25 protein-coding genes are annotated in these 21,991 nt (G+C 65.3%); 11 read left to right on the top strand and 14 right to left on the bottom strand.

Annotated features, from left to right (window positions below):
* Positions 1 to 5: 5 nt before the first annotated feature.
* Both BM118_RS04645 and BM118_RS04650 read left to right on the top strand, forming a co-directional pair.
* Positions 6 to 1,061 (top strand): dihydrodipicolinate synthase family protein, encoded by a 1,056-nt coding sequence (locus BM118_RS04645; RefSeq protein ID WP_092182650.1) that lies wholly within the window; start codon positions 6 to 8, stop codon positions 1,059 to 1,061.
* Positions 1,049 to 1,831 (top strand): ABC transporter ATP-binding protein, encoded by a 783-nt coding sequence (locus BM118_RS04650; RefSeq protein ID WP_092182652.1) that lies wholly within the window; start codon positions 1,049 to 1,051, stop codon positions 1,829 to 1,831. The genes BM118_RS04645 and BM118_RS04650 overlap by 13 nt, the downstream gene beginning before the upstream one ends.
* A 169-nt stretch (positions 1,832 to 2,000) precedes the next feature.
* Here BM118_RS04650 and BM118_RS04655 read toward each other — a convergent pair whose 3' ends face one another.
* The 3 genes from BM118_RS04655 to BM118_RS04665 all read right to left on the bottom strand — a co-directional run bounded on the left by BM118_RS04655 (position 2,001) and on the right by BM118_RS04665 (position 4,593).
* Positions 2,001 to 3,092, bottom strand: a complete 1,092-nt coding sequence (locus BM118_RS04655) for a TRAP transporter substrate-binding protein (protein WP_092182654.1) — start codon at positions 3,090 to 3,092, stop codon at positions 2,001 to 2,003.
* Positions 3,093 to 3,318: 226 nt separating this feature from the next.
* Positions 3,319 to 3,576, bottom strand: a complete 258-nt coding sequence (locus BM118_RS04660) for a hypothetical protein (protein ID WP_027542512.1) — start codon at positions 3,574 to 3,576, stop codon at positions 3,319 to 3,321.
* A gap of 66 nt (positions 3,577 to 3,642) precedes the next feature.
* On the bottom strand, positions 3,643 to 4,593 hold the full coding sequence (locus BM118_RS04665; protein ID WP_177234134.1) for a DUF2778 domain-containing protein: 951 nt from the start codon (positions 4,591 to 4,593) through the stop codon (positions 3,643 to 3,645).
* Between the two features lie 192 nt (positions 4,594 to 4,785).
* Between BM118_RS04665 and BM118_RS04670 the strand changes: the two genes are divergently transcribed.
* Both BM118_RS04670 and BM118_RS04675 read left to right on the top strand, forming a co-directional pair.
* On the top strand, positions 4,786 to 5,223 hold the full coding sequence (locus tag BM118_RS04670; protein WP_092182658.1) for a DUF1810 domain-containing protein: 438 nt from the start codon (positions 4,786 to 4,788) through the stop codon (positions 5,221 to 5,223).
* A gap of 105 nt (positions 5,224 to 5,328) precedes the next feature.
* Positions 5,329 to 7,410: a methyl-accepting chemotaxis protein gene (locus BM118_RS04675; RefSeq protein WP_092182660.1), complete on the top strand. Its 2,082-nt coding sequence runs from the start codon at positions 5,329 to 5,331 to the stop codon at positions 7,408 to 7,410.
* 12 nt (positions 7,411 to 7,422) lie between these two features.
* Here the strand turns inward: BM118_RS04675 and BM118_RS04680 are convergent, their stop codons facing one another.
* From BM118_RS04680 to BM118_RS04690, 3 genes are all read right to left on the bottom strand, one after another.
* The gene (locus BM118_RS04680) at positions 7,423 to 8,013 is read right to left on the bottom strand and encodes an NADPH-dependent FMN reductase (protein ID WP_025575402.1); all 591 of its coding nucleotides are present in this window, start codon (positions 8,011 to 8,013) and stop codon (positions 7,423 to 7,425) included.
* Between the two features lie 57 nt (positions 8,014 to 8,070).
* Entirely contained in the window at positions 8,071 to 8,274 is a 204-nt protein-coding gene (locus BM118_RS04685; RefSeq protein ID WP_092182663.1) for a hypothetical protein, read from the bottom strand.
* 129 nt (positions 8,275 to 8,403) lie between these two features.
* The gene (locus BM118_RS04690) at positions 8,404 to 9,081 is read right to left on the bottom strand and encodes a nitroreductase (protein ID WP_092182665.1); all 678 of its coding nucleotides are present in this window, start codon (positions 9,079 to 9,081) and stop codon (positions 8,404 to 8,406) included.
* A 120-nt stretch (positions 9,082 to 9,201) separates the two neighbouring features.
* Between BM118_RS04690 and BM118_RS04695 the strand changes: the two genes are divergently transcribed.
* From BM118_RS04695 to BM118_RS04710, 4 genes are all read left to right on the top strand, one after another.
* A complete protein-coding gene (locus BM118_RS04695) occupies positions 9,202 to 10,164 on the top strand; it encodes an alpha/beta hydrolase (RefSeq protein ID WP_092182667.1) in 963 nt (320 codons plus the stop codon).
* 26 nt (positions 10,165 to 10,190) lie between these two features.
* Positions 10,191 to 11,066 (top strand): dienelactone hydrolase family protein, encoded by an 876-nt coding sequence (locus BM118_RS04700; protein WP_177234012.1) that lies wholly within the window; start codon positions 10,191 to 10,193, stop codon positions 11,064 to 11,066.
* A 93-nt stretch (positions 11,067 to 11,159) separates the two neighbouring features.
* Positions 11,160 to 11,408, top strand: coding sequence for a hypothetical protein (locus tag BM118_RS04705; protein WP_092182669.1), 249 nt, complete (start codon positions 11,160 to 11,162; stop codon positions 11,406 to 11,408).
* Positions 11,409 to 11,781: 373 nt separating this feature from the next.
* Positions 11,782 to 12,756: a glycerophosphodiester phosphodiesterase family protein gene (locus tag BM118_RS04710; RefSeq protein WP_092182671.1), complete on the top strand. Its 975-nt coding sequence runs from the start codon at positions 11,782 to 11,784 to the stop codon at positions 12,754 to 12,756.
* On the opposite strand, the gene BM118_RS04715 is transcribed toward BM118_RS04710, so the two are convergent.
* The 3 genes from BM118_RS04715 to BM118_RS04730 all read right to left on the bottom strand — a co-directional run bounded on the left by BM118_RS04715 (position 12,753) and on the right by BM118_RS04730 (position 16,540).
* Positions 12,753 to 14,375, bottom strand: a complete 1,623-nt coding sequence (locus BM118_RS04715) for an ABC-F family ATP-binding cassette domain-containing protein (protein ID WP_092182673.1) — start codon at positions 14,373 to 14,375, stop codon at positions 12,753 to 12,755. The two genes, BM118_RS04710 and BM118_RS04715, sit on opposite strands and share 4 nt — an antisense overlap.
* A gap of 1,044 nt (positions 14,376 to 15,419) precedes the next feature.
* The gene (locus BM118_RS04725; RefSeq protein WP_177234013.1) at positions 15,420 to 16,124 is read right to left on the bottom strand and encodes a hypothetical protein; all 705 of its coding nucleotides are present in this window, start codon (positions 16,122 to 16,124) and stop codon (positions 15,420 to 15,422) included.
* A 266-nt stretch (positions 16,125 to 16,390) separates the two neighbouring features.
* The gene (locus BM118_RS04730; protein WP_007609497.1) at positions 16,391 to 16,540 is read right to left on the bottom strand and encodes a hypothetical protein; all 150 of its coding nucleotides are present in this window, start codon (positions 16,538 to 16,540) and stop codon (positions 16,391 to 16,393) included.
* Positions 16,541 to 16,645: 105 nt separating this feature from the next.
* Here BM118_RS04730 and BM118_RS04735 point away from each other — a divergent pair, with 105 nt between their 5' ends.
* A complete protein-coding gene (locus BM118_RS04735) occupies positions 16,646 to 17,104 on the top strand; it encodes a hypothetical protein (protein WP_092182677.1) in 459 nt (152 codons plus the stop codon).
* Positions 17,105 to 17,309: 205 nt separating this feature from the next.
* On the opposite strand, the gene BM118_RS04740 is transcribed toward BM118_RS04735, so the two are convergent.
* From BM118_RS04740 to BM118_RS04755, 4 genes are all read right to left on the bottom strand, one after another.
* Positions 17,310 to 18,131 (bottom strand): tetratricopeptide repeat protein, encoded by an 822-nt coding sequence (locus BM118_RS04740; RefSeq protein ID WP_177234014.1) that lies wholly within the window; start codon positions 18,129 to 18,131, stop codon positions 17,310 to 17,312.
* A 32-nt stretch (positions 18,132 to 18,163) separates the two neighbouring features.
* The gene (locus tag BM118_RS04745) at positions 18,164 to 18,850 is read right to left on the bottom strand and encodes a substrate-binding domain-containing protein (RefSeq protein ID WP_092182681.1); all 687 of its coding nucleotides are present in this window, start codon (positions 18,848 to 18,850) and stop codon (positions 18,164 to 18,166) included.
* Between the two features lie 18 nt (positions 18,851 to 18,868).
* Positions 18,869 to 19,570: a GrlR family regulatory protein gene (locus tag BM118_RS04750; protein WP_092182683.1), complete on the bottom strand. Its 702-nt coding sequence runs from the start codon at positions 19,568 to 19,570 to the stop codon at positions 18,869 to 18,871.
* Positions 19,571 to 19,766: 196 nt separating this feature from the next.
* Positions 19,767 to 20,801, bottom strand: coding sequence for a glutamine synthetase beta-grasp domain-containing protein (locus BM118_RS04755; protein WP_025575433.1), 1,035 nt, complete (start codon positions 20,799 to 20,801; stop codon positions 19,767 to 19,769).
* Positions 20,802 to 21,075: 274 nt separating this feature from the next.
* On the opposite strand from BM118_RS04755, the gene BM118_RS04760 reads away from it, so the two are divergent.
* Together BM118_RS04760 and BM118_RS04765 are read left to right on the top strand one after the other, a co-directional pair.
* A complete protein-coding gene (locus tag BM118_RS04760) occupies positions 21,076 to 21,363 on the top strand; it encodes a hypothetical protein (RefSeq protein WP_177234015.1) in 288 nt (95 codons plus the stop codon).
* The gene (locus tag BM118_RS04765) at positions 21,341 to 21,544 is read left to right on the top strand and encodes a DUF2735 domain-containing protein (protein WP_011086940.1); all 204 of its coding nucleotides are present in this window, start codon (positions 21,341 to 21,343) and stop codon (positions 21,542 to 21,544) included. Before BM118_RS04760 ends, BM118_RS04765 begins: the two co-directional genes overlap by 23 nt.
* A gap of 114 nt (positions 21,545 to 21,658) precedes the next feature.
* Here the strand turns inward: BM118_RS04765 and BM118_RS04770 are convergent, their stop codons facing one another.
* On the bottom strand, positions 21,659 to 21,967 hold the full coding sequence (locus BM118_RS04770) for an MliC family protein (protein WP_092182687.1): 309 nt from the start codon (positions 21,965 to 21,967) through the stop codon (positions 21,659 to 21,661).
* Positions 21,968 to 21,991: the final 24 nt, after the last annotated feature.

Consider the following 21,991-nt stretch of genomic DNA (forward strand, 5'->3'; position numbering starts at 1 on the left):
ACATCATGCACCACAGCCAGATCAACAGCGACATCCGCAAGCTGATCGCCGACGGCACCGTGCTGCCGGCGCATCCGCTCGCGCTCACCGCCGGGCGCCAGCTCGACGAGAAGCATCAGCGCGCCCTGACGCGCTACTACATCGACGCCGGCGCCGGCGGCCTTGCGGTCGGCGTGCACACGACGCAGTTCGCGATCCGCGACGTCGGCCTCTACCGTCCCGTGCTGGAGCTCGCCGCCGAGACCGCCGCGAGCTGGACCAGGCGTCCGCTGGCGATGGTCGCGGGACTTGCCGGTCCAACCCGGCAGGCAACCGCCGAGGCGCGCACGGCCCGCGACATCGGCTATCACGCCGGCCTGCTCAGCCTTGCCGCGATGAAGAACGCCTCCGAGGACGAGATCATCGCGCACTGCATGGCGGTCGCCGCCGAGATCCCGCTGGTCGGCTTCTATCTCCAGCCGGCCGTCGGCGGCGTCATCCTGTCGAGCCGGTTCTGGCAGCGCTTTGCCTCGATCGACAATGTCATCGCGATCAAGATCGCACCGTTCAACCGCTACCGCACGCTCGACGTGCTGCGCGGCGTCGCGGCGGCGGGTGCGCTCGACCGCGTCGCGCTCTACACCGGCAATGACGATCACATCCTGCTGGACTTGATGCTGCCGTTTGACCTTCGCGACAACGGCGTCACCACGCGGACCTACTTCAAGGGCGGCCTGCTCGGCCACTGGTCGGTGTGGACCGCGAGCGCGATCAAGCAATTCGAGCGCTGCAAGGCGGCGCGGCACAAGGACAGCGTGCCAGCGGATCTGCTCGCGCTCGATGCCCGCGTCACCGATTGCAACAGCGCCTTCTTCGACGTCGCCAACAACTTCCACGGCTGCATCGCCGGCTGCCACGAGATCTTGCGGCGTCAGGGCCTGGTGCAGGGGCTGTGGTGCCTCGATCCGGCCGAGGGCCTGAGCCCCGGCCAGAAGGAGGAGATCGACCGCGTCTGCCGCGAGCACGCCGACCTCAGCGACGATGCCTTCGTGGCCGCCAACCTCGGCAAATGGCTGGCATGACGGAAGAGCCCTTCATCAGCCTGCGCGGGGTCCGGAAAGTCTACCGCAGCGGCGGCGCGGAATTTCTCGCCGTCTCCGACGTCACGATGGACGTGGGGGAAGGTGAGCTCGTCTCGCTGGTCGGCCCGTCCGGTTGCGGCAAGACCACGGTGATGAAGATTCTGGCCGGCCTGCACGGCGCCGACGGCGGCACCGTGAAGATCGGGAATGCCAAGAGCCCGTTCGATCCGACTCGCGACATCGGCATGGTGTTCCAGCAGGCACTGCTGCTGAAATGGCGCACCATTCTGGACAACGTGCTGCTGCCGGCCGAGATCGTCGGCCTGCCGATGAAAGCCGCGCGCGAGCGGGCGCGCGATCTGCTCAATCTGGTCGGGCTTGCCGGCTACGAGCAGAAATATCCGCAGCAGCTCTCCGGCGGCATGCAGCAGCGCACCGCGATCGCGCGGGCCTTCATCCACGATCCAAAACTGATCCTGATGGACGAGCCGTTCGGCGCGCTGGACGCCTTGACGCGCGAGCAGATGAATCTGGAGATGCTGCGGATCTGGCGCGAGAGCGGCAAGACCATCATCTTCGTCACGCATTCGATCCAGGAAGCGGTGTTCCTGTCCTCGCACTGCGCCGTGCTGACCGCGGGCCCGGCGAAGATGGCCGATTACTTCGCGATCGACCTGCCCTTCCCGCGCGACCTTCCGCTGAAGACCACGGATGCGTTCGGTGCCTATGCACGGCGCATCTATGCGAAGCTGGGCCTGGGCGCGGCGTAGACCGCTCCCTCCGCCGTCATTCCGGGGTGCGACGAAGTCGCGAGCCCGGAATCCATCGGGCGGCACTACGCGTTGTGAAACGGATTCCGGGTTCGCGCCAAGAGGCGCGCCCCGGAATGACGGTACAGTTTCCAGGGCGCGGCGTGAGCGCCGCGCCCTCTTCTTCCAATCAGGTCTTGTTGCGCATCTTGCTGAGCAGGTAGTTGTCGTAGAAGTTTTCCGCGATCTGCGTGTAGAACAGCAGCTCCTTCATGTACGCGTCGTGGCTCTCCTTGGTCCGTTTGAACAGGTCGCTCTTGGCGGCGAGCTCGTTCAGATGGTCCTGGGTCGCGTTGTAGCAGGCCTCCAGCACCGGCTGCGGGAACGCCTTCAGCTCGGCGCCGTTGGCGATCAGCCGCTTCAGCGCCGCCGGATTCACGCTGTCGTACTTCTCGAGCATCCAGGCGCCGGCCGCCGAGGCGGCCTGGTTGACGATGGCCTGATATTGTTTCGGCAAGCTTGCCCATTTCTCGTCATTGACGATCATGTGCAGCATGGCGCCGCCTTCCCACCAGCCCGGGAAGTAATAGTATTTGGCGACCTTCTGGAAGCCGAGCTTCTCGTCGTCATAAGGACCGACGAACTCGGCGGCGTCGATCGAGCCCTTCTCCAGTGCCGCATAGACGTCACCGCCGGCGAGCTGCTGCGGCACGATGCCGAGGCGCGCCAGCACATGGCCGCCCATGCCGGCAATGCGGAATTTGAGGCCCTTGAGATCGTCGACGGTCTTGATCTCCTTGCGGAACCAGCCGCCCATCTGGGTGCCGGAATTGCCGCAGAGGATGGCGTGGGTCTTGAATGGCTTCAGCGCCTCGTTGGCGAGATCGGCGCCGCCGCCGAAATGCCACCAGGACTCCTGATGGCGATGGTTCATGCCGAACGGCGCGCCGGTGGCATAGGCCAGCGCCGGCTCCTTGCCGATGTAGAAATAGAGCGGCGTCTGCGCCATCTCGACGGAGGCCGCGCTGACGGCGTCGAGCGCCTGCAAACCCGGGACGAGCTCGCCCGCCGCAAAGGTCTGGATCTGGAATTTGTTGTCGGTGGCCTCGGCGACGTATTTCGCGAAGGTCTGCGCCGTGCCGTAGATGGTGTCGAGCGACTTCGGGAAGCTCGAGGTCAGGCGCCATTTGATCTCGGGCGCGCCTTGGGCAATCGCAGGTGCGGCAACCAGCGTCGTCGCGCCCGCGACCGCGCCGCCCTTGAGGAATGTACGGCGTTTCATGATGGGGTCTCTCCCTAAAGCAAGGCTTCAAATAGATGATTTAGGCCACGGTCTTCGCGGACCGTTTGCCCGTTCCCGTCGCCGAGTTCAAGCCGTGAGAGCAAGGCCCGCAGCCCGGATGGAGCGCAAGCGTCATCCGGGATTCGTGCCACGCGGATGGTTGAACGATGTGGCTGGCCTGTCCCGGATGACGCTTGCGCACCGTCCGGGCGACAAGGCGCCCTTCTCAGAGCAGCTTTGCGCTGACGAACAGCACCCGCACGGCGTTGGTCGCCTGCACCGCGAGCATGGCGTTGCCGGCGGCGCCTTCCAGGGCCGCGATGGCTTCCTCATGCAGCGAGCGGAATTCCATCCACTCGACCGACTTGAAGTTGGTGAGGAATTGATAGGCCTGGCCGACGGTCGCGATCGCCAGCGTGTCGCCGTTCAGCTTGATCTTGAACGTCGTACGCAGCGGGGTCTCGGAATTCTGGGGATCACTCATGGGCTGCTTCTGGACGAGGACGGCTTAACGAAGGGGAAATGGCAGCCCCGCCGCGGCAGGCAAATATCAGGAATCGGTGCTGGCGCGCTGCGAGGCGGTCGCCGATCCTCTCAGGCTCGGCACCACGACCAGGCGGTTGAACTCGCCATTATCGTAGGCCTTGAGGAAGCGCTCATAGTCCTTGATCGAGACGCAGCCGTTCGAATCGCCGCGCGGCCCGAGCATGTAGTTGTGGGTGAGAAGGCCGACGCGGCCGAGCGCGCTGGTGCCCTCAGTCGGAGTCAGGCGGAGCGCCCGGACACCATGGAACAGTTTTTCGCGCGGCTTCAGATCGTAGGTCGCCGGCGGGGTCGCGCCCACCATGCGCTGGTCGACATGCTGTGGATCGTCCATCAGCGGGCCCATGCCCGAATGCGCTTCCAGCGCGACGCCGCTCGGCAGGTAAAGCGCCTTGGCCGAGATGTCGTAGACCGCCGTGCGCGAATCGTAACCGAGGGCGGCAAGATCCGGCGCCCTGCCGAGCAGGCCGCTGTCGGGCGTCAGCGAGGCCAGCTTGATCTTGTCGGTGAATTTTTCGAAGAAGTTGCGGTTGTCGACCTTGGGGGTGGTGTCGGCATAGGCCTGGCTGGACGCAATCTGGGCCGAGAAGTCCGCCTGCACCGGCCGCGAGCGCGGCATCGGGATGGCGTCGGCGCGCTGCGAGGGCTGCCGCTCGTCAACCGGCTGCCGGTCATCATCGGTCAGGATCGAGCGCCAGTCGTCGCCCTGAAGTCTCTGGGCCAGCATCGCCTTGGCATCGCGCAGCTTGGTCTGAACCGCATTCAGGGCGGAGCGCTCCAGCGTCCGCAGGCCGAGCTCGCGAGCGGCCGGGCTGCCCGATGCCGAAGCAAAACGGTCCTCGAACGAAGGGGCGTTGGCTGGCGGCAGCGCGGCGGAAACCAGCGGGGTCGAATCGCCCATGTCGGCAACCCAGGCGGCAGCACCGAGCGACAGCGCAACGGCGGCCAGAGACAGCAATAGCGTCTCGGCTCGCCCGATACGGCGGCGCGACAACAGCCTCTCGGCTCTTGCGGTGTCGGAAACCATCAGATCCCCAAATCGACCCCCGGGGGACCCACCCCCACCCGGAGACTCTATACCAGCTACCACATTGGGAGCCAAAAGTTAGGCATAATCACGACCGGCGAGGCGCCCCCCAAAAGGTATCCAATGACCTCTCCTTTCGATCTGGACCGGTTCGTTCAGGCCCAAAACCCGGTCTATCCCACCGTCACCGGGGAGCTGTCCCGGGGCCGGAAGCAGAGCCACTGGATGTGGTTCATCTTCCCGCAGGTCGCCGGCCTCGGCTTTAGCGCCATGGCGCAGCGCTACGCCATCGGCTCGCGCGCGGAGGCGGAGGCCTACCTCGCCCACCCCGTGCTTGGCCCGCGCCTGATCGAGTGCACCAGGCTCGTGCTCGCCGTTCAGGGACGGACTATCAACGCGATCCTCGGCGCGCCTGATGACGCCAAATTCCGCTCCTCGATGACGCTGTTCGGCGCGGTGTCGGATGATCCCATTTTCGGCGAGGCGCTCGCCCGGTACTTCGCAGGCGAGCGCGACGGCGCGACGCTGGAGATCCTCGCGGCGCTGGATCGAAAGGCCTAGGGACCAAGCCTGCTCGCCGGCAGCAAACAGCGTAAACCCGAGATTAACACCGGCTGCCTATCTTCCGTGCAAAATTATTCTCCCGCGCCAATTGCCGGACAGATCATGAAAATCGGTACGCTCCTGACCACCGCCATCGTCTCGCTCTCGACCGTGGGCGGCGGCCTCGCCATCTACGTCGCCGTGACCAAATACCAGACGATGGAGCGGATCACCGAAGCACAGGGGCGGCTCGCGATCGTCCGCGCCGTCGGCGACATCCCGCGCTATCTCAACCCCGAGCGCGGCTTTTCGACCAACATCCTCTACGGCCCTGCGAGCATCGACCCTGCGCTGCTCGCCGAGCAGGACAAGCTGCGCAAGCAGACCGACGGCGCCCGCGACAGGATGAATGCGCTGCGCAAGGAGTTGCCCGGCCCGTTCGACGACGGCGCCACCACCGGCAACAACATCGACGGCATCAATTCGAAATTCACCGCGCTGCGCGAAGCCATCGACAAGGCGCTTGTGGGACCGGCGGAGGCGCGCAAGGACGCCGCCAAGAAGATCGTCGCCGACAACGCCGTGCTCAACGGCGCCGTGACCTCGCTGCTCAACGAGCAGGTCCGCCGCATGGCGATCCTCAACGGCGACGCCTACCGGCAGGCCAGCTACGCCAATATCGCGATGACGCTGCGCGACGTAGGCGGCTTCAACTCCAGCCTGCACAAGAATCTCGTCGGGGGCAAGAAACCGGCGACGGACACGGAGAAGGCCGAGATCAGCCGCTCGCAGGGCCGCAACGACCAGATCGTGATGGGGCTGCTCGAATTGCGCGGCAACCCGGCAACTCCGGCGAACGTCGCCGCTGCGCTGGAGAAGTTCAACGCGATCTATATCGAGGAGTTCGGCCGCGAGCTCAAGCTGGTGAAGGACGGTGCGGTCAGCGGCAAGTACGAACACGACATGGACACCTATTACGCCGCCACGCAGCGCGGCCTCAGCACCATCATCGAGGTCCGCGACGCGTTCTACGACAATGCCGAGCAGATCCTCGCCGGCGCCTCTTCGGCCGCGCGCACCAGCTTCACAATCGCGCTCGCGGGCCTCGTTGCCGTGCTGATCGCGAGCGTCGGCCTCGTGGTGACCGTGCGCCGCCGCGTCTGCGCGCCGATCGTCGACCTCACCACGCGGATGTCGCGGCTGGCCGATGGCGACGTGGCCGAGCAGATCCCCGGCGCCGAGCGCTCCGACGAGATCGGGGCGATGGCCGCGGCCGTGCAGGTGTTCAAGGACAACATGATCCGGGCCGACCGGCTCGCGGCCGAGAAGCAGGCCGAGAACGACGGCAAGATGCGCCGCGCCCACGCGCTCGACGAGCTCACCCGCGCCTTCGAGGCCAAGATCACCGAGCTGGTCGGCGGCCTGTCCCGGGCCTCCTCCACCATGGAGAGCACGGCGCAGTCGATGACCTCGACGGCGGCCCAGACCAACAGCCAGGCCGCGGTCGTCGCCGCCGCCTCCGAGCAGACCTCGACCAACGTGCAGACCGTCGCCAGCGCCACCGAAGAGCTGACCTCCTCGATCGCGGAGATCGGCCGTCAGGTCGCACAAAGCACCGAAATCGCTGCCCGCGCCGTCGACAATGCCCGCCGCACCGGCGACACGGCACGTGCGCTCGCCGAGGGCGCGCAGAAGATCGGCGACGTCGTCACCCTGATCCAGAGCATCGCCGAGCAGACCAATCTGCTGGCGCTGAACGCGACCATCGAAGCCGCCCGCGCCGGCGACGCCGGCCGCGGCTTTGCCGTGGTCGCGTCCGAAGTGAAATCGCTGGCCGGCCAGACCGCCAAGGCCACGACCGAGATCTCCGAGCAGATCACGGCAATCCAGTCTGCGAGCGACGAGACCGTGGCCGCGATCCGCAACGTCGCCGACGTCATCGGCGAGATCGACCAGATCGGCACCGCGATTGCCGCGGCGATCGAGGAACAGGGCTCGGCGACCAAGGAGATCGCCCGCAGCGTGCAGGAAGCCGCCCGCGGCACCCAGGAAGTGAACACCAACATCTCAGGCGTGCAGCGCGCCGCCGACGACACGGGAGCTGCCGCCAGGGAGGTGCTGGGCGCGGCCGAGCAGCTCTCGACCCAGTCGCGCGATCTCGCCGGACAGTTCGACCGCTTCCTCGGCGAGGTCAGGGCCGCCTAGGCTGCCGCTCGCTCAATAAGGCGGCGCCTTGCGCGCCCGCTGCGCCTTGGCCGCCTCGATCCACCATGCGAGGTCGTCGGCAAAGCGCGGGAACGAACGCTCCAGCGCCTTGCCGCCCTCGCCGATCGGCTCGGCGTCCGCCGACAGCGTCTGCGCGATCGGGCCGACGCCGATGGTGCTCGACACCACGACCATTCCCATTTCCGACAGCGTGCCGTGCCAGGCGGTCGAGGCGCGCGCGCCGGACAGGCGGCCGGCGGAGTAGCTGACGATCGCGGCCGGACGCCAGAACCATTCTTCGAGGAAATGGTCGGTCAGGTTCTTCAATCCGGGCTGAATGCCCCAATTGTATTCCCCGGTGACGAAGACAAAACCGTCCGCGCCGCGGATCTGCCCGGCCAGCTTCTCCAGCGCCTCGGGCGCGGCGCCCTTGGGATATTCCTTGTACATGCGGTCGAGCATCGGCAGGCCGATCGCCTTGGCGTCGATGAACTCGACATCCTCGCCGCGCTCGCGCAGGCGATTGATGACGAAATTCGCAAGGCGGATGCCCATGCGGTCGGAACGGTAGGAACCGTAGAGAACGAGGATGCGATTGCTCATGATGGTCGCATCCTACCACGAAACCGCGACACCGTGCGATTTCCTTGTCGCGGCGCTTCAGTGCGTCGCGCGATACTGGGCTCGATGCGGAATGGACCGGCAGGCCAGTCCTTCCGCCAGCAGCTTCATGTCCTCGCGTCTGCCGCTGCGGATCAGCCTGCCGAACTCTTCAGGTGTGAAAGGAAGACTTGGATCATCCTCGACGGGGCGCCGCACCCGCGGGCCGAAGAACCGCCGAACCAGGCTAGCCAGCCGCCGCATGTTGATTCCCTCGCGCCAGCAACAAACCTCTCAGTCCGCATATTGTTCCTCCCGCACGAACGAGATTGCAAGAGGCCAAGCGCTCCGCACCAAAAATTTCGGTGAGAGAACCACCCTCCTCTGCATGCACTAATCGGCGAACCCGACGTAGCGTACGAACTCCTCGTTGTGCTCGCGATCCGAGCGCACCGCGTTGGCGGCAAAGCCGTCGTCGGGATAACCCATCGCGACGCAGGTCATGATCACCTCGTCCTCGGGGATTCCGGCAACCTCACGCACGATGTCGGAGCGCATGATGCCCTGTCCGTTGATCACCGAACCGAGACCGCGGTCCCAGGCTGCGAGCACGATGCCGTAGCAGAGCGCGCCGAGATCGAAATGGCAGACCGCGCCGGGATCGAGCACGCGGTCATAGGTCAGGACCAGCGAGACCGGCGCGTCGAACTGGCGGAAGCCGCGCAGCACCCAGTCCTGGCGCATCGGCTTGTCGTCGCGCGCGATCCCCATCGCGCCGAACAGTTTCTTGGCGATATCGACCTGCCGCGTGCGATGCACGCCCTGGTACTCGCCATGGCTGATGATGTCGCGCTTGACCTTGGCGCCGCCAACCATCTCTTCCATGTTGCGGCGGCGCACCTCTTCCAGCGGTCTGCCGGTCAGCACATGGACATGCCAGGGCTGCGTGTTCATCGACGACGGCGCGCGCTTGGCACTCTCGATGATCGCTTCGATCACCGCGCGTTTCACCGGCTTGTTCTTGAAGCCGCGCACGCTGCGGCGCGACTGGACCAACGCTTCGAATTCCAACTCAAGACCTCCCTGCCCGTTCATCCCGCGGCATTGCCGTTGCCGATGCGGCGCGCGAAATCTATGCTAACCCGCAAGCAAGACCAAGAACCCTGGCAAGACCCCAGTGAGGACCCGCAAATGGCCGCACCGCTCGATCCCGTCATCGCCCAGATCATTCCGCTGCTGCCGCTGCGCGATCCCGCCACGATGACGCCACAGAGCGCCCGCGATTCCTTGCGCGCACTCGCTGCATCGCGCGCGGCCGTGCCGCCGCCGCCGGTCGAGACCGTGCAGGATATCAAGGTGAAAGGCGGCGCCGGCCCGCTCGATGCACGCGTGTACAGGATCGGCACCGATCCCGCGCCGACCGTGGTGTTTTTTCACGGCGGTGGCTGGGTCGCGGGCGACATCGAGACCCATGACCGGCAAGCGCGCAACCTTGCGATCGAGACCGGTGCGGTCGTCGTCTCCGTCGATTATCGTCGCCCGCCGGAGACGCGTTTTCCCGGCGCCTTCGAGGATGCCTTCGCCGCGGCGAGTGACATCTTCAACCGCGTCGCGGAATTTGGCGGCGACGCAAGACGCCTCGGCGTTGCCGGCGACAGCGCCGGCGGCAATCTCGCAGCCGCCACCGCGATCGCCTGCCGCGACGCCGGCATCAAGCTCGCCGCGCAATTGCTGGTCTATCCCGTGACCGACGTCCTCGGCGCTTACGCCGATGCGCGCGAGAACGCGCGCTATCCCTCGCGCGCGGAGAATGCCGACGGCTATTTCCTCACGCGCGCCACGATGGAATGGTTTTGCGGCCATTATCTCGCCGAACCCGGCCATGCCAAGGACTGGCGGGTCTCACCGCTGCGCGCTGCATCCCTTGCAGGTGTCGCACCTGCGGTCGTGACCACCGCCTGGTTCGATCCGTTGCGCGACGAGGGCGCGGCCTACGCGCGGGCGCTCGAAGCCGCCGGCGTCCGGGTCAAGCATCATGAGGGTCCCGGCCTGATCCACGGCTATTTCGGCTTGGGCGACGCCTCGGACGTCGCCAGGGCCGAGGCGCAGCGCGCGCGGGCCGACTTCAAGGCGCTGCTCGTGCGGGGCGTGTGATCACGTTGCGATCAGGCCCGACCGATTTGCCAGCTCACCTCGTCCGTCTCTTCATCGGCCTCGTCGCCTCGCTGGTGCCGGTCGCGGCCGTCTCAGCCGCACCGCAGACGGTCTATTTTCGCAGCGCCGACAACCGCACCGCGCTCGTCGGCTACCTGTTCCAGCCAACGACGCCGGGCCCCTGGCCCGCCGTCGTCATGCTGCATGGCCGCGGCGGCCCGTACTCCAGCAACAACAATTCCGGCTGCACGTCCGTCGGCGCCGGTATCGCTTCGCCCTGCGACGCCACCACCTTGTCCAAGCGCCACAGGATGTGGGGCGAATATTGGTCGGCGCACGGTTACCTTGCCTTGCTCCCGGACAGTTTCGGCCCACGCGGCAAGGCGCACGGCTTCGACCGCTTCACCCACGACGATCCTGATCGTGCCGACGTCAACGAACTGACCGTGCGCCCGCTCGATGCCGAGGGGGCGCTCGCTTATCTGCGCGGACGCAGCGACGTGATCGGCAGGCAGGTCTTCCTCCAGGGCTGGTCCAATGGCAGCAGCACCGCACTGAACGTGATGATCCGGCAGGGCGACAAGACAGCCGGTTATCGCGGCGCGCTCGTGTTCTATCCGGGCTGCGGACGGAAGGCACTGGTCGCGCCGACCATCTCCAGCGCCGCTCCAATCGCGATGTTTCTCGGCGCCGACGACGAAGAGGTCTCGCCGCAGACCTGCCAGCAATTCGCCGACCGCTCGCGGCAGGCCGGAAGCCCGATCGACGTCACGGCCTATCGCGGGGCAACCCACGATTTCGACGAGCCCTCGTCCCGGCGGCAGTCGACGCCCGGGAATCAGGCGGCGATGAACGACGCGCGCGTCAAGGCCATTGCCGCCCTCGACCGCTGGAAAAATTGAACCCCGCGAAGACGCGTCGGCGCCGATCCTGCTTGATTGCGCCACGATTCGCGGCTCCAATCCGCACGCCATTTCTGGTTTAGGGAGACACCCATGATGAAGCGGATCTTTCTCGCAGCGATCGTCGCCACCTTTGCAGCGGGCTCGGCCCTCGCGGACGACACCTGCGAGAGCAAGGCGGTCGGCAAGGACGGCAAGCCGCTCGCAGGCGCAGCCAAGACGTCGTTCCTGAAGAAGTGCAAGGCGGATGCCTGCACGCCCAAGGCCGTCGGCTCCGACGGCAAGCCGCTCGCCGGCGCCGCCAAGAACAGCTTCATGAAGAAGTGCGAAGTCAGCGCGTAAGGCGCTGCCACGACTCAGAGCACTCTCGTGCCCCGGACGCAGCGCAGCGCTTCTTCAGCGATGCGCTGCAGAGCCGGGGCCCATGCTTCCGCGCATCGTCCAAGAAGTGGGTCCCGGCTCAGCGGCGCGTCACTGCGTGTCGCACCGCGTCCGGGACACGAGACTCGTTAGGCGGCTAATAGTTCGCCCCGATCACTCCCGCTTGAATCAAACGTCCCATCCAGCGGCTTGATCCATCCGGCCGTCGGCGCCGGAAAATGGGTGTCCGCGACGGCAGCGTAGCTGCGAGGCCCATGGGAGCTGCCGTGCACGGCAGTTGCCGCAAATCAACCTCAAACGCCACCGGCGATCATCGCGGAACGGGGAATATCTGGTGGGCCGCAAACTCAGATTCGCGACGGCTGCCGTGCTCGTCGTTGCTGCGGGCCTCTACATCAACAACACGAGCCTTCTGGCGCCGCATCGGGACGGCAAGCCGGTCTTGCTCGCCCATCGCGGCATGGCGCAACGCTTCGACGAGCGCGACGTCAAGAACGACACCTGCACCGCTGCGCGGATGTTGCCGCCGACGCACGACTACCTCGAAAACACCCTTCGCTCGATGCGCGCAAGCTTCGAGGCGGGCGCCGATGTCGTCGAACTCGACGTGCACCCGACGACCGACGGCGAGTTCGCCGTCTTCCACGACTGGACGCTCGACTGCCGCACCGATGGCCATGGCGTCACCCGCGAGCAGGCCATGGCGAAGCTGAAAACGCTCGACATCGGCTATGGCTACACCGCCGATGGCGGCAAGACGTTCCCGTTTCGCGGCAAGGGCATCGGGATGATGCCGACGCTCTCGGAGGTGTTTGCCGCCTTCCCGAACCGGCGCCTCCTCGTCAACGTAAAGAGCCGCGATGCCAACGAGGGCGAGAAGCTCGCGGCCGTGCTGAACGCATTGCCGGCCGAGCGGCGGCGGATGATCATGGTCTATGGTGGTGATGAGCCGATCGAGGTGATCCGTCGCCTCACTCCGGAGGTCCGCACGATATCGCGCGGGACGATCCGGCGCTGCCTGCTCGGCTATATCGGCTATGGCTGGACCGGTCTGATGCCGGCCGCCTGCCGAAATGCGATGGTGCTGGTCCCGATCAATATCGCGCCCTGGCTCTGGGGTTGGCCCGATCGCTTCCTCTCTCGGATGAACGGCGCTAACAGCGCGGTCTTCGTGCTCGGCCCTTACACCGGCGGCGAGTTCTCCTCCGGCATCGATACGCCGGAGTTGCTCGCCCGGCTCCCGCACGGCTATTCCGGCGGAATCTGGACCAACGAGATCGAGGCACTCGCAAGCAAGAGCAAAGACTAGCTCCGCAGCCCCGGCGCTTCCTGTCCCGTGCGCGCGACATACTCCGTGTAGCCGCCGCCAAACTGGTGGATGCCTTCGGGCGTCAGCTCCAGCACCCGGTTCGACAGCGTCGCCAGGAAATGCCGGTCGTGCGAGACGAACAGCATGGTGCCCTCGAAATCCGACAGTGCCGAGATCAGCATTTCCTTGGTGGCGAGGTCGAGATGGTTGGTCGGCTCGTCCAGCACCAGAAAATTCGGCGGATCGAACAGCATTTTTGCCATCACGAGGCGCGCCTTCTCGCCGCCCGAGAGCACGCGGCAGCGCTTCTCGACGTCGTCGCCGGAGAAGCCGAAGCAGCCGGCGAGCGCGCGCAACGAGCCCTGCCCCGCGGTCGGAAACGCGTCCTCCAACGACTGGAACACGGTGCGCTCGCCGTCGAGCAGGTCCATCGCGTGCTGGGCGAAATAGCCCATCTTGACACTGCCGCCGACTGCCACCGTGCCCTCGTCCGGCTCGCTGGCGCCCGCGACGAGCTTGAGCAGCGTTGACTTGCCGGCGCCGTTGACGCCCATCACGCACCAGCGCTCCCTACGGCGGATCATGAAATCGAGGCCGTCATAGATGCGCTTGCTGCCATAGCCCTTGTGGACGCTCTTGAGCGCCACGACGTCCTCGCCCGAGCGCGGTGCCGGCGGAAAGTCGAAGGCGATGCTCTGACGGCGGCGCGGCGGCTCGACCCGCTCGATCTTGTCGAGCTTCTTCACCCGGCTCTGCACCTGCGCCGCGTGAGATGCGCGCGCCTTGAAGCGCTCGATGAACTTGATCTCCTTGGCGAGCATCGCCTGCTGGCGCTCGAACTGCGCCTGCTGCTGCTTCTCGTTCAGCGCGCGCTGCTGCTCGTAGAATTCGTAATCGCCGGTATAGGTCGTCAGCGAGCCGCTATCGATCTCGATCACCTTGGAGATCACACGGTTGATGAACTCGCGGTCATGCGAGGTCATCAGCAGCGTGCCTTCGTAGTCGTGCAGGAATTTTTCCAGCCAGATCAGGCTTTCCAGATCGAGATGGTTGCTCGGCTCGTCGAGCAGCATGACATCGGGACGCATCAAAAGAATCCGCGCGAGCGCCACGCGCATCTTCCAGCCGCCCGAGAGCTTGCCGACATCGCCGTCCATCATCTCCTGGCTAAAGCCGAGGCCCGACAGCGCTTCGCGCGCCCGGCCGTCGAGCGCGTAGCCGTCGAGCTCCTCGAAGGCGTGCTGCACCTCGCCATAACGCGCGATGATCTCGTCCATCTGGTCGGCCTTGTCAGGGTCGGCCATGTCAGCCTCGAGCTGGCGCAACTCGGCTGCGACCTCGCTGACGGGACCTGCGCCATTCATGACCTCGGCCACGGCGCTGCGGCCGCTCATCTCGCCGACGTCCTGGTTGAAATAGCCGATGGTGATGCCGCGGTCGGTCGAGACCTGCCCCTCGTCGGGCAGTTCCTCACCGGCGATCATCCGGAACAGCGTGGTCTTTCCGGCGCCATTCGGGCCGACGAGCCCGATCTTCTCGCCCTTGTTGAGGGCGGCGGAGGCTTCGATGAACAGGATCTGGTGGCCGGCTTGCTTGCTGACGTTGTCGAGGCGGATCATGAGGTCATTTTGGGGGAATTTTTGCGTTGCAGCGTCATAGGCCATGCCGGTCCCAAGGGGAAGCCCGGCCGGGCCCGGATTCCGCCCTCGCCGGACACGCCAGCTTGCTGGAATTCGCCCCGAAACGGCGCTTCGTGCCCGCTAGCTGCCAATTCGCTGTCCGCTTCCGGCCCGAAGCGCGCCGTCCGAGCCGCAAACCGTGACGTCCGTTGATGCCCCATCCGCTGGCGACATCATGCGCGGCATTGCGCCCCGCGCGGCTGCCAAGGGGAATACATTTGCAGCGCGCCTACGTCAGAGCTCTACCTAACGAATACCGTCGCAGGCGGCGGTGCCGCGCGATGCGCCACATTGAATGATTTCACTTCCCACGTAGTCGCGAGAGGTCGGCCCGCTTCGGGAGCAGCAAGCCGAGTTCGCGTGCCTTCTTTCTGACTGAAGTGACATGGCGATCAAGCTCACGGGCTATGTCGCCGGCGCAGGTTTTCTGACGCGCGAGAGCCGTCAATCGCTGCGCCTCGTGCCTCGACCATTCGCGCGGTTTTGAAAACATCACGGACCCTCACTCGTCTGAAGCGATAGAAGGTGCGGTGACCTCCCCGTCCGAGATGGGCGATATGAAGTCCCTGTGCAGGCAAGTTGGTCTTCGGGCGCCATCCAACAGCACGGTGATGCCTGTGGTACGACGGCTCACGTCAATGACGATGCCACTCCGGTCGGCAAGCTCTGGGCATCGAGCGGTACCAAGCTCGCTCATCTTGAAACGCATACCGACAGCAATTCTGTCGACGTTCTGGTAAATCATTACCAATACCCGGTAAGTAAAATTAACAGGCAAAAAAAGCAAAAACTCAAAATCAGCCTAAAACTATATCAGAATCATCATCCATGCAACCAGCGGACGAAAACTGCGCTGCAAACACTCGCAAACAGGCGCGACTTGGCGGCAGCCCCCTGCTGTTGGCCCGAGGACGCCGTTGATCCAGAACACCTTCGATGTCCGCTTTTTAGGGCAGCGGACGTAGTTTCTATGGAGTATCCGCCCTACGCCCTTCGCATCAGCTTGAGCGAGGCCGCAAGGCGCAGGCTGCGCTTGCCGGCGAGCGCGATGCCTTCGAGTTCGCCGCTATCCGCCGTGCAGGTCCCGGAAAAGCCGATCCCGACCTCATAGCCGCCAAACACGGGATTTTCGCCCTTGGCCGGCGTGTGCTCCTGGTTCAGGATCTCACCCTTCCACCGGCCGTCCGCCGAAGAGTACGAGCCGAGATAGTAGAAGAACGCATCGCCGCCGAGGATGCGCCCGTCGATCAGCAGCATCACGCCGGAGAGCCCGGCCTCGACGCCGTCGAGCGCGCGCAGGCTCATCCCATAGAGCCCGTTGGCGATCCCGCCCTGACCAACCGCACCGCTCGGAGGCAGCGCCTCGTCGTCGAGCCGGGTGAGATTGGCCCAGAATCTTGCGCCTGGCATGGTGTCCGCGCCGCCCTCGAGACGGATCTGGTTGCCATGCAGCCGTCCGCGTGCGCCGATCGAGGCGACATCGGCCCCCATCAGCGGCTTGTAGTTCGGATCCAGATTATGCCGCTCGGTGATGACCTCGGCGATGATCTCGCCATCGCGCTCGACATAGGTGCCAAGATGCGCAAATCCCGAATTTCCGCCCAGCATCTTGCCGTCATGCAGGCACATGATGCTGCGGCCGAACGCGTCGTTGACGCCGTATTCAACCTTGTAGAGTCCGTCCAGCAACGCAATGAACCCGCAAAATCGGAAAGGAATCGCGAGGCTACCTAGCACTGCCGCCGCACCAAGGCCATCCGGCTTTTGCGCGCAGAGCTGCTCGCGGACCCGTTCCTGCCATGATGCCACCATACCCCTGTCTTGCCCGACGGGTCAAACGAATTTCGTAAAATCAGCAGCACGGGATTCCGCTGCGATTTCAGCGCCCGGGCTACTGTGCATGGGGTTGTTTTTCGACTTTTTTGTCTTGCGGGGTCGCGGCTCCCCGCCACGCGCTAGTGACGCTTGAAATACTGCACCTCGCGCTCGTGCTTCTCGGCTGCTGCGCGACTCTTGAAGGTGCCGAGGTTACGACGCTTGCCGGTCTTCGGATTCACCTTGCGCGAGTAAAGGCGATACTCGCCGGATGCCAGTTTGCGGATCATGATCGGGCCTCCCGCTTGTCGTGATCTCAACAGCGCTTGGCGGAGCTGGTTCCTGCCCTTTGACAGTCCTTCGAACCCGCCGGCGCAAGCACGCGACAAAGGGGCATGAACCGGACCGAACCATCCGCCGAAGAGCAGATCGAAGGCTTCATCGCCAGCGCGGCGAAGCAACCGCTGCTCGATGCCGCGTTCGAACTCTGGCGCTGGCGCTACCGACTGGATTCGATCGAAGGGCGTCCGGCCGCCGACGAGGTCCGCATCAATCGCACCCTCACGCCGGAGCAGCTCAGGGCGAAATACCGCTACGACCGCGACCATGCCCATGAAGGGCCGACGTTCGGTTACCTGAAGCGCGCCCATCCGCGTGCCGATGACGACGCGATCAGGCAGGCCATCATCGCCGCCGTCAAATTCGAGGGCGCGGCCGAAGCGCATTTCAAATGGGACGGCGATTTCTGGGACTGCGTCGTACGCGCCGTGGCGCAGGCCGCCGCAGAATATCCCGACTTTCTCGAGTCGACCTATCGCGACGCCCGCAACAATCTCGCCTACTACATGAAGTGAGCTGAGGCGACAAAGCGAAAGCCTCCACCTCTCCCCGACGGGGAGAGGTCGGATTGCGTAGCAATCCGGGTGAGGGGCTGCGGCGCACAGTGAGACTGAAACCCCTCACCCGGACCGCATCTATAGATGCGATCCGACCTCTCCCTACGGGAGAGGTGGACGAGCTTCTCGGCCAACACCGAGTTCAATCAAACTTGCTGTTTGATCAGAAGCACAGCGTGGTGACGAGCTTGCCCTGCTTGTCCTTGATCGCGTAGGGGCAGCGCAGCCGCTCCAACGCCTTCTTGGCGTCCTCGTCGCCAAGGGCTGCGGCGCGCTCGTAATAGGCTTTCGCGGCATCCTTGTCCTTCGCACCGCCGCGGCCTTCCTGCGCGAAGGCGCCCATCCGCTCCAGCGCGCCGGGATGGTTTTGCGCGGCCGCCTTCTCGAACAGCGCGCGCGCCGCGACGTCGTCCTGCGCACTGCCCGTGCCCTCGGACAGCATCAGGCCGAGCTGATACTGCGCCTCCGCGTTGGTCTCGGCGGCCTTGCCCAGCAGCGCGCGCGCCTGCGCGGGATCGGCCCGCGCGGCACCACCGGCGCTGCCGAGCGCGGCAAGATTGCTGACGCCGCGGGGATTGCCGGCCTGCGCCGCCTTCTCGAACAGTTTGCGCGCCTGCGCTTCATCCTTTGCAACGCCGGCGCCGGTGCCGTAGAGCACGCCGAGCTCGACCATGGCCGCGCTCGATCCCTTGTCGGCCGCCTTGCGCCAGGCGGCGATCGCCTCCGCCGTCTGCCGGTTGGCCGCGTAGGCGCGGCCGAGCGCGAACATCGCGCGCCGCGAGGATGGCGCGGCCTGCTTGCAGAACCTGATGGCCGTCGCGACGTCGGAGGCAGCGACCTCCGCCACGCCCTTCACGTCAGCCGGCTTGTCGGGGTCGCTGGGATCGGCCGCAACCCGGTCGCACAGGACGAGGTCGGCCGATTGCGCATGCGCCGCGAGGGGCGCGGCAAGCGCGAGGAGAATGGCAAGAAGATAGGTCCGCATGGGCACCACGTTGCGTCCCCGCCCCGGCAAATTCAAGGCTCGAGTCCCGATTGACGCAGAACGGGCACGACCTCCGGCGATGCGAGGTAGCGCAGCAGCCGGTCCGCGGCTTCGGCATGTTTCGCGTTCACCATGCGGCCGGCGGAGAACACGGCCGGTGTCTGCAAATCGTGCGGGACCGGGCCGACGACCTCGATGCCGTCGACCTGCTTCAGCTCACTGATCTGCTGCACGGCCAGATCCGCCTCGCCGCTGATGAGCCGCTCGGCGGTAAAGCCCTGTTCGACGATGGTGGCCTTGGCGTTGATGTCGGCCGCGATCCCCATCCGCACGATCAGCTGGGCGAAGTACACGCCGCTCGCGCCCAGCCGCGAATAGGCGACGGACCGCGCCGCAAGCAGCGTCTTGCGCAAGGCGGCTTCGGTCGCGATGTCGGGATGCGCCTGCCCTGCAAGCACGGCAATGCCGACGAAGGAGCGCGCGAGATCGGCCGCGCTCTCGGCGATCACACGGCCCTCGCCGATCACCTCGTCGAGGCCCTCGCGCGTGAGGATGACGAGATCGGCGGCCTCGCCGTCGCGCAGCCGCTTGAGCAGCGCCAGGGTCGGCGCGAAGTCGGCATCGACGTGGATGCCGCTGGCGGTCTCGAAGGCGGACGACAGGCTGCGCATCGCGCCCATCAGGCCGAGCGTCGAAAGCATGCGGATGGTCTTTTCCATGTGTCTTCCCGGATGAGATCAGGCGCGGTGCATCAGCTTGAGCGCGGCGGTCAGGCGCAGGCTGCGCTTGCCGGCGAGCGCCGTTGCCTCCAGCACCGCCTGCTCCGCGTCGTAACTGCCGGAGAAGCCGATGCCAACCTCATGGCCGCCGAAGATCGGATCGTCCTTGGCCGGCGTGTGCTCCTGATTGAGGATCTGGCCCTTCCAGCGGCCGTTCGCGGCGGTGTAGCTGCCGAGATAGTAGAACGAGGCATCGCCGCCGAGAATGCGGCCCTGGTTGAGCAGCATCACGCCGGTGAGACCGCCATCGACGCCATCGAGCATGCGCAGGTGGATGGAATAGAGGCCGTCGGCGATGCCGCCCTCGCCGACGCCGCCGGCGATCGGCACCTCGTCCTCCGTGATCGGCGTCATCACCGACTGAAAGGGAACGCCCGGCAGCTCCTTCAGCTCGCCCTTGAAACGATAGAGATCGCCGTCGGCCCAGCCTTTCGCCAGCAAGGTTGCATCATCGGTGCCGGCCATGGCGCGGTAGTTCGGATCGGGGTTGTGGCGGACCGTCTTGATGACGATGTCGACGCCGTCGTCGGTCTTCTCGTAGGTGCCGATATGGGCGAAGGCCGAATTGCCGCCGAGCATCTTGCCATTGCCGGCATGCATCACGCTCCGGCCAACGGCGTCGCCGAGCTGAAACCGCACCTTGTAGAAACCCTCAAACACCAGCCGTCCCCGGCCCTGCGCGCATCCAGTGACACTCTATCCCGCTTTCGACGGCGATGGACAAGTTTCACGCCGCCGGGGTCGACAGGCCACAGGAACGCCCGTCATCAAAATGCAAAAAATCCGCCGGAGCCTTTCAGCTCCGGCGGATTGAAAGCCAACCCGGGCCAGCCCCCCAGCCCGGGCCGGGAGGATCTTAGGCCACCGCCTTCTTCTCGGCCGGCACGGACGCGATCGTCTTCAGGATCTGCGAAGCGATCTGGTATGGGTCGCCCTGCGAGTTCGGACGACGGTCTTCCAGATAGCCCTTGTAGCCGTTGTTGACGAAGGAGTGCGGCACGCGGATCGAAGCGCCGCGGTCGGCAACGCCGTAGCTGAACTTGTTCCACGGCGCGGTCTCGTGCTTGCCGGTCAGACGCTTGTCGTTGTCCGGGCCGTAGACGGCGATGTGGTCCATCAGGTTCTTGTCGAAGGCGGCCATCAGGGCCTCGAAGTACTCCTTGCCGCCGACCGTGCGCATGTACTCGGTCGAGAAGTTGGCGTGCATGCCGGAGCCGTTCCAGTCGGTGTCGCCGAGCGGCTTGCAGTGGAACTCGATGTCGATGCCGTACTTCTCGGTCAGGCGCAGCATCAGGTAGCGGGCCATCCACATTTCGTCAGCGGCCTTCTTGGAGCCCTTGCCGAAGATCTGGAATTCCCACTGGCCCTTCGCGACTTCCGCGTTGATGCCTTCATGGTTGATGCCGGCCGCGAGGCAGAGGTCGAGATGCTCTTCGACGATCTTGCGGGCGACGTCGCCGACGTTCGAGAAGCCGACGCCGGTGTAGTACGGACCCTGCGGCGCCGGATAACCCGAAGCCGGGAAGCCGAGCGGACGGCCGTCCTTGTAGAAGAAGTATTCCTGCTCGAAGCCGAACCAGGCGCCGGCATCGTCGAGGATGGTGGCGCGCTTGTTGGAGGCGTGCGGGGTCTTGCCATCGGGCATCATGACTTCGCACATCACGAGCACGCCGTTGGTGCGCGCGGCGTCCGGGAAGACGGCGACCGGCTTCAGCACGCAATCGGAGCTGTGGCCCTCGGCCTGCTGGGTGGAGGAGCCATCGAAGCCCCAGAGCGGAAGCTGCTCGAGCGTCGGGAACGACGCGAATTCCTTGATCTGAGTTTTGCCGCGCAAGTTCGGAGTCGGCGTATATCCGTCGAGCCAGATGTACTCGAGCTTGTACTTGGTCATTGAGCCTCTCTGTAGATGATGCGAAAGGTTGGGGGCCCTGGGGCCCCCGCACGTTTGTACCCGGCCACCATCGGCCGACCATTTACAAGCATTTAACGTGCCAAAAGGCCGCACTACGGAAGGTTTTCCCCTGCCGCCGGCCTCTCCCCGCCGCCGGCTGGCGGTCCACCGCGGCGTGCGTCATAGCGGCGCACCTTTGCGTGAAGCTGCACCGCAAAAATCCCGCGGAAAACGCCTGATTCTGGAGCAGCCCGGCCTGTGCCGGAGGTTGCCGATGAAACGCGCATCAACGTCCGGCAATATTCGCAAAGTCTTCGCCCCGTCGCCAGCAACCTTCGCAATGGCCCAAGCGTTAGTCACCGAGCTGGTGCCTTGGAGGATGCAGAAAGCACGCTGCCTAGAAAATGGGCTGAAACTGATTTCCTTTTCAGCACTTTGCATTTCGGGGCGCGCGGCCGATATGGGGATTCCAGTAACCACAATCGAACGAGTCGGGCGCACCATGGAGGCCAAGCGCTTCGACCCGAGGAGATACCGCAATGATGAACAATGGTCTGAGTGAGGGATCTGCAAAGATCTACCAATTCCCCGCCGGGGGCCGCGCGGCTCTCGGAGGTCGCCGCTATGGTGAGGCCCGCCTTCCTGCCGACCGTCTCTCGCTTCCCGTGAACGAGACCATCTGCAGCGGAAGCTGGTACCATCAGGAGGCCGTCGACGAGGCCAAGCCGAAATGGGATCGCTGATGCCTGTGGTTGGTTTGACACCGCCGCGCCCTCGCAAGCGCCCGGCGGCAGTTTGAAAAAGGGTCGAAACAACGGTGTTTCGGCCCTTTTTGATTCCAGCGGGACAGGCGCCGTTCAGATCACCGCGCAGGCCGTCGCCGGCCGCTTCAGATGCTTGATCGTCGTTCCGGTCTTGCCGACCGTCAGCGTGATCCCCGCCCCCGAATAGCGCGCGCCAGAGACCGCCAGCCGCCTGGCGAGCGTGACGGGTTCGCCGGCGATCTGGAGGAAGGCGCGCTTGTCCTCGTCATAAAACCCGACGATGAACTGCGTACCATCGGCGCAGCGGTAGGTCTGGAACGTCTGCGCACCGGCCTGCCGCATGCCGAAGATTCCGCCCGCCAGCATGGTGATCGCCAAAACAATGGCCTTGTGCCGGTTCATGATCGCCCCCTGTAATGATCCGCC

It is taken from the genome of Bradyrhizobium sp. cf659 (assembly GCF_900113725.1).
In the GTDB taxonomy this organism is placed as follows: Bacteria; Pseudomonadota; Alphaproteobacteria; order Rhizobiales; family Xanthobacteraceae; genus Bradyrhizobium.

Coding starts and splice junctions, on each gene's coding strand:
- BM118_RS04660 (WP_027542512.1), bottom strand. CDS start 3,576: ATGAGTGATCCCCAGAATTCCGAGACCCCGCTGCGTACGACGTTCAAG.
- BM118_RS04730 (WP_007609497.1), bottom strand. CDS start 16,540: ATGATCCGCAAACTGGCATCCGGCGAGTATCGCCTTTACTCGCGCAAG.
- BM118_RS04655 (WP_092182654.1), bottom strand. CDS start 3,092: ATGAAACGCCGTACATTCCTCAAGGGCGGCGCGGTCGCGGGCGCGACG.
- BM118_RS04735 (WP_092182677.1), top strand. CDS start 16,646: ATGAACCGGACCGAACCATCCGCCGAAGAGCAGATCGAAGGCTTCATC.
- BM118_RS04675 (WP_092182660.1), top strand. CDS start 5,329: ATGAAAATCGGTACGCTCCTGACCACCGCCATCGTCTCGCTCTCGACC.
- BM118_RS04705 (WP_092182669.1), top strand. CDS start 11,160: ATGATGAAGCGGATCTTTCTCGCAGCGATCGTCGCCACCTTTGCAGCG.
- BM118_RS04680 (WP_025575402.1), bottom strand. CDS start 8,013: ATGAGCAATCGCATCCTCGTTCTCTACGGTTCCTACCGTTCCGACCGC.
- BM118_RS04765 (WP_011086940.1), top strand. CDS start 21,341: ATGATGAACAATGGTCTGAGTGAGGGATCTGCAAAGATCTACCAATTC.
- BM118_RS04755 (WP_025575433.1), bottom strand. CDS start 20,801: ATGACCAAGTACAAGCTCGAGTACATCTGGCTCGACGGATATACGCCG.
- BM118_RS04770 (WP_092182687.1), bottom strand. CDS start 21,967: ATGAACCGGCACAAGGCCATTGTTTTGGCGATCACCATGCTGGCGGGC.
- BM118_RS04695 (WP_092182667.1), top strand. CDS start 9,202: ATGGCCGCACCGCTCGATCCCGTCATCGCCCAGATCATTCCGCTGCTG.
- BM118_RS04685 (WP_092182663.1), bottom strand. CDS start 8,274: ATGCGGCGGCTGGCTAGCCTGGTTCGGCGGTTCTTCGGCCCGCGGGTG.
- BM118_RS04645 (WP_092182650.1), top strand. CDS start 6: ATGCACCACAGCCAGATCAACAGCGACATCCGCAAGCTGATCGCCGAC.
- BM118_RS04670 (WP_092182658.1), top strand. CDS start 4,786: ATGACCTCTCCTTTCGATCTGGACCGGTTCGTTCAGGCCCAAAACCCG.
- BM118_RS04650 (WP_092182652.1), top strand. CDS start 1,049: ATGGCTGGCATGACGGAAGAGCCCTTCATCAGCCTGCGCGGGGTCCGG.
- BM118_RS04745 (WP_092182681.1), bottom strand. CDS start 18,850: ATGGAAAAGACCATCCGCATGCTTTCGACGCTCGGCCTGATGGGCGCG.
- BM118_RS04760 (WP_177234015.1), top strand. CDS start 21,076: ATGAAACGCGCATCAACGTCCGGCAATATTCGCAAAGTCTTCGCCCCG.
- BM118_RS04740 (WP_177234014.1), bottom strand. CDS start 18,131: ATGCGGACCTATCTTCTTGCCATTCTCCTCGCGCTTGCCGCGCCCCTC.
- BM118_RS04715 (WP_092182673.1), bottom strand. CDS start 14,375: ATGATCCGCCTCGACAACGTCAGCAAGCAAGCCGGCCACCAGATCCTG.